This is a genomic window from Caulobacter sp., from assembly GCF_049283275.1.
Lineage (GTDB): Bacteria > Pseudomonadota > Alphaproteobacteria > Caulobacterales > Caulobacteraceae > Caulobacter.
The window spans coordinates 1-5118 of the sequence record NZ_JBAPVS010000126.1; the positions used below are offsets into that span (position 1 = coordinate 1).

The 5118-nt window shown below is 66.0% G+C and carries 4 protein-coding genes and 1 pseudogene; 3 read left to right on the forward strand and 2 right to left on the reverse strand.

Translation table 11 applies throughout. From position 1 onward, the window contains the following. Positions 1–392: hypothetical protein (locus tag WAL33_RS06100; RefSeq protein WP_422179492.1), on the reverse strand; the 392-nt coding region annotated here is incomplete at its 3' end. Positions 393–494: 102 nt separating this feature from the next. Further along, entirely contained in the window at positions 495–1511 is a 1017-nt protein-coding gene (bioB, locus tag WAL33_RS06105; protein ID WP_422179494.1) for a biotin synthase BioB, read from the reverse strand. Between the two features lie 108 nt (positions 1512–1619). On the opposite strand from bioB, the gene WAL33_RS06110 reads away from it, so the two are divergent. The 3 genes and pseudogenes from WAL33_RS06110 to WAL33_RS06120 form a co-directional block, all read left to right on the forward strand. Continuing rightward, positions 1620–3170 (forward strand): CHAD domain-containing protein, encoded by a 1551-nt coding sequence (locus WAL33_RS06110; RefSeq protein ID WP_422179496.1) that lies wholly within the window; start codon positions 1620–1622, stop codon positions 3168–3170. Positions 3171–3276: 106 nt separating this feature from the next. Next, positions 3277–4668, forward strand: a complete 1392-nt coding sequence (ahcY, locus tag WAL33_RS06115) for an adenosylhomocysteinase (protein WP_422179498.1) — start codon at positions 3277–3279, stop codon at positions 4666–4668. 178 nt (positions 4669–4846) lie between these two features. After that, a pseudogene (locus tag WAL33_RS06120) lies at positions 4847–5118 on the forward strand (pyridoxine kinase); the annotation flags it as partial.

Below are 5118 nucleotides of genomic sequence, written 5' to 3' on the forward strand. Positions count from 1 at the left end.
AGAAGATACTGAAAATCCGGATTTATCTCCGCTGAGAGAGCTATTTCGGCACGATAATCTTCAAGATTGTACTTCTTCCATAAGGAATTGCCATTTAGACAGTTCCAATCTGTCTCGCTTATTCCCAATTTGGAAATAGAGAATTCCGGTTTTGCATTTACAAGTTTGTTGGCGGGGTCGTGGCTGGAGTTAATCCAAAAGGTAGAAAAAGATACTATAGATCCAATAAGTAGGGTAAGAGTTGTTATTTTTGTTGTCCTATTTACTCTTTTTCCGTCGTTATCTCGGTAGAGCCAATACCCTGCTAGAAATATGAATCCCGTCCCGCAGGCGACCGCCAAGCCGGAGATAGGAGCCTCTAGAATGGTCTTGAGTAGATCACTCGAATCCATTCGCCATTCCCCGCGCCGCCATCGTTAGGGGGGAACAATATTGCACGAATGAGTTGTGCGCCATCTCAACCTCACCGCCGGTGTTTGAGGCTGGTGGCGCTTTTACTCCGCCGCCACCGCTTCCGGCGCCGTGGCCTTCACGCCCATCGGCCGCAAATCCAGGTCCTGGAACAGGGCGCTGTCCTCGTCCTGGCCGGGCAGGGGCGTGGTCAGCAGCTTGCCGCCGACGAAGATCGAATTGGCGCCGGCCAGGAAGCACAGGGCCTGCAGCTCGCGGCTCATCTCGTCGCGGCCGGCCGAGAGGCGGACCATCGACCTGGGGCAGACGATCCGGGCCACGGCGATGGTGCGGACGAACTCGATCGAATCGATGGCCGTAGTCCCGTCAGCCAGCACTTTATCGCCTAAGGGCGTGCCGCTGACCGGCACCAGGCCGTTGATCGGCAGGCTGTCGGGGTGGCTGGGCAGGGTGGCCAACTGGTGCAGCAGGCTGGCGCGGTCGCGGCGGGTTTCGCCCATGCCGACGATGCCGCCGCAGCAGGTGCTCATGCCCGCGTCACGGACATAGGCCAGGGTGTCCAGCCGTTCCTGATAGGTGCGGGTGGTGACCACGTCGCCGTAATATTCCGGGCCGGTGTCGAGGTTGTGGTTGTAGTAGTCCAGGCCCGCGTCCTTCAGCGACTTGGCCTGGTCCGGGGTCAGCATGCCCAGGGTCGCGCAGGTCTCCAGGCCCAGGGCCTTCACCCCGCCGATCATCGCCGCCAGCTTGGGGAGATCCCGGTCCTTCAGCTCGCGCCAGGCCGCGCCCATGCAGAAGCGCTGGGCCCCGCCGTCGCGGGCTTCGCGGGCCTTGGCGATCACCACCTCGGCGTCCATCAGCTTCTCGGCCTTCAGGCCGGTCTTGAAGTGAGCCGACTGGCTGCAATAGCCGCAGTTCTCGGCGCAGCCGCCCGTCTTGACCGACAGCAGCTGCGACAGCTGCACTTCCGACGGGTCGAATCCTGCGCGGTGCACGGTCGCGGCCTGGAAGACCAGCTCCATGAACGGCTGGTCGAACAGGGCCTCGACTTGGGCGAGGGTCCAGTCGTGACGGGGTTGGGCGGCGTTGATCTGACTCATGGCGCGCAGGTTTGGACTCGGTCACATCGATTGGCAAGCACGTCCCGCGTGCGCTGGCCTGCATAGGCCCATGCAGCCAAAACCCGTCGGCCCGGTTATAATCGTCGCATGGATCACGAAATCGAGCTGAAGTTCCTGATCGCCCCCGAGGCTTCGAACGCGATCCTGGCCCGGCTTGAGGGACGGGAAGCGGTTCGACAGCTCGACGCCACCTATTTCGACACTGTCGACTACGCCCTGCGCAAGGCGGGCTATGGCCTGCGCATCCGCGACGGCGAGAACGGCCGCAAACAGACCCTCAAATCGGCCTCGTCCGGCGGCGTGTTCGCCCGCGGCGAATGGGAGAGCGCGGTGGCCGGCCCCGAGCCCGACCGCGACCTGCTGGCCAAGACCCCGGCCGCCAAGGTCATCAACGGCGCCGCCCTGACCCCGGTGTTCGCCACCAAGGTCAGGCGCGTGACCCGGATGATCGAACGCGATGGGGCGACCATCGAGGCGGCTCTGGACCAGGGCGAGCTGCCGGCCGCTGACCGCCGCGCGGCGGTCAGCGAACTGGAGCTGGAACTGAAGGCCGGGGCGCCGCGCGTGCTGTTCGACCTGGCCCGCGACCTGGCCGCCCACGCGCCGCTGCGCCTGTCGCTGGTCAGCAAGGCCGAGCGCGGCTACGCCCTGGCGCTCGACGAGGTCGACGGCCCCCGGCCCGATGTCCCGCTGGATCCTGGATCGACGACGGGAGAGGCCTTGCAGGCCCTGGGCCGAACGGCCCTGTGCCGCCTGTGCGCCGCCGCCGAGTCGCTGCACGCCCGCCCGGGTCCCGAGCGGCTGCACAGGCTGCGGGTGTCGGCGCGGCGGTTCCGGTCCCTGCTGTCGACCTTCAAGGCCCTGGCCGACGCGCCGGACGCCCGCCACGTCAAGGCCGAGCTGAAGTGGCTGGCCGACGAGCTGGGCGCGGCGCGGAATCTGGACGTGTTCATCGCCGACGTCTGGCGGCCGGCCGCCGAGACCCAGACGGCCCAGGACCAGACTGGACAAGACCAAGTCGGGCAGGACCCGTCGGCCTCCGCCCAGGATGAAGTCCGCGCCCTGGCGGCGTTCGGCAAGGCTTTGCTGGTCGCCCAGACGGACGCCTACGCCAAGGCCGACGCGGCCGTGGACAGCGCCCGCTTCCGCGCCCTGGCCATCGACGCCGCCGCCTGGCTGGAAGCCGGGGCCTGGACGACCGCCAAGGATCAGGAGGAGCGCCGCGACAAGCCCGCCGCCGCCTTCGCCGCCAAGGCGCTGGACAAGCGCCGCCGCCGCATCCGCAAGGACGGCCGCGACCTGGCCGGCCTCAGCCCCGAGGACCGTCACCACCTGCGCATCCGCGGCAAGAAGCTGCGTTACGCCGTCGAGGACCTGGGCGGGCTGTTTCCCGACCACCCCAAGCGCCTGGCCGGCTTCGTCGAGGCGACCAAGGCCTTGCAGGACGCCCTGGGCGTGCTCAACGACCTGGCCGTCCGCGAGGCCCTGGCCCGCGACGTCGCGATGGCCTGCGAAGATCCCGAGGCCGCCTTCGCCGCGGGCCGGCTGACCGCCGGCGGCCCCGAGCGCGAGGCCGAACTGCTGGTCGAGGCGCAGGGCGCCTACGTCACCTTCGTCGAAGCCAAGCGGTTCTGGTGATCGGTTATGTTCGGCATATAAAGAAATCCTTATGTCTTAATTGCGAGAAGGGACGGGGCGCGGTATAGACCACGCAAGCCCATCCCCCGACAGCAGGAGCCCGACCGTGGCCGACTACATCGTCAAGGACATCTCGCTCGCCGATTACGGCCGCAAGGAAATCGCCATCGCCGAGACCGAAATGCCCGGTCTGATGGCCACCCGCGCCGAATACGGCCCCAAGAAGGTCCTGAAAGGCGCCCGCATCGCCGGCAGCCTGCACATGACCATCCAGACCGCCGTTCTGATCGAGACCCTGACCGCGCTCGGCGCCGACGTGCGCTGGGCCTCGTGCAACATCTTCTCGACCCAGGACCACGCCGCGGCCGCCATCGCCGCCGCCGGCGTCCCGGTGTTCGCCTTCAAGGGCGAGAACCTGGTCGAGTACTGGGAATACGCCCACAAGATCTTCGAGTGGTCGGACGGCGGCTATCCGAACCTGATCCTCGACGACGGCGGCGACGCGACCCTGCTCTGCGTGCTGGGTCCCAAGGCCGAGAAGGATCCCTCGATCCTCAACAACCCGACCAACGAAGAAGAAGAAGCGCTCTACACCGTGATGAAGCGCTACCTGGCCGAAAAGCCGGGCTTCTATTCGGCGATCCGCGACGCCATCGGCGGCGTGTCGGAAGAAACCACCACGGGCGTGCACCGCCTGTACCAGATGGCTCAGAAGGGCGAACTGCCGTTCCCCGCCATCAACGTCAACGACAGCGTCACCAAGAGCAAGTTCGACAACCTGTACGGCTGCCGGGAATCGCTGGTCGACGCCATCCGTCGCGGCACCGACGTGATGCTGTCGGGCAAGGTCGCGGTGGTCTGCGGCTACGGCGACGTGGGCAAGGGCTCGGCGGCTTCGCTCCGTCAGGGCGGCGCCCGCGTGATCGTCACCGAAATCGACCCGATCTGCGCCCTGCAGGCGGCCATGGAAGGCTATGAAGTCCAGACCCTGGACGACTGCGCCGACCGCGCCGACATCTTCGTCACCGCCACGGGCAACAAGGACGTCATCACCGTCGATCACATGCGGGCGATGCGCAACAACGCCATCGTCTGCAACATCGGCCACTTCGACTCGGAAATTCAGGTCGCCGGCCTGAAGAACTTCAAGTGGGACGAGATCAAGCCGCAGGTCCACCACATCGAGTTCCCGGACGGCAAGAAGATCATCCTGCTGTCGGAAGGCCGCCTGGTGAACCTGGGCAATGCGACGGGCCACCCCTCGTTCGTGATGAGCGCCTCGTTCACCAACCAGACCCTGGCCCAGATCGAACTGTGGACCAACAAGTCGGCCTACAAGAACGACGTCTACACCCTGCCCAAGCACCTGGACGAAAAGGTCGCCCTGCTCCACCTGGAGAAGCTGGGCGCCAAGCTGTCGACCCTGCGCAAGGACCAGGCTGACTATATCGGCGTGCCCGAAAAGGGCCCGTTCAAGCCGGACCACTACCGCTACTAGGCTTCGCTTCAAGTAAGCTGGAAGGGCCCGCCGCGGAAACGCGGCGGGCCTTTTCTTTGGGCGGTCGAGCAAGATTTGGGACGCTCGGACAAAGCGATACCCGTGTTATTCGACGACTTGTCGCGCGCGGCTCCGCTCGCCCTGTTCAAGGCCGCAAGGCTCGGCTAAGCCGCTAACCATGCCGCTTGCCCTGATCATCTCAAGCCATGTCGCCGGCAGCCAGGTCGGCGCGACGGCCCAGGCCGCCGCCCTCGCGCAGTTCCGCATCGACTCGATGGTGGTGCCGACCGTGCTCTACGGGCGCCATCCGGGCTGGGGCCCCCCGGGGGGCGCGCCCACGCCGATCGAGGTGGTCGAGGGCATGCTCGAGGGCGTCGAGGCCAACGGCCTGCTGGGCCTGACCGACCTGGTCATCACCGGCTATTTCGCCGCCGCCGCCCAGGTTCGCGC

Coding starts and splice junctions, on each gene's coding strand:
- bioB (WP_422179494.1), bottom strand. CDS start 1,511: ATGAGTCAGATCAACGCCGCCCAACCCCGTCACGACTGGACCCTCGCC.
- WAL33_RS06110 (WP_422179496.1), top strand. CDS start 1,620: ATGGATCACGAAATCGAGCTGAAGTTCCTGATCGCCCCCGAGGCTTCG.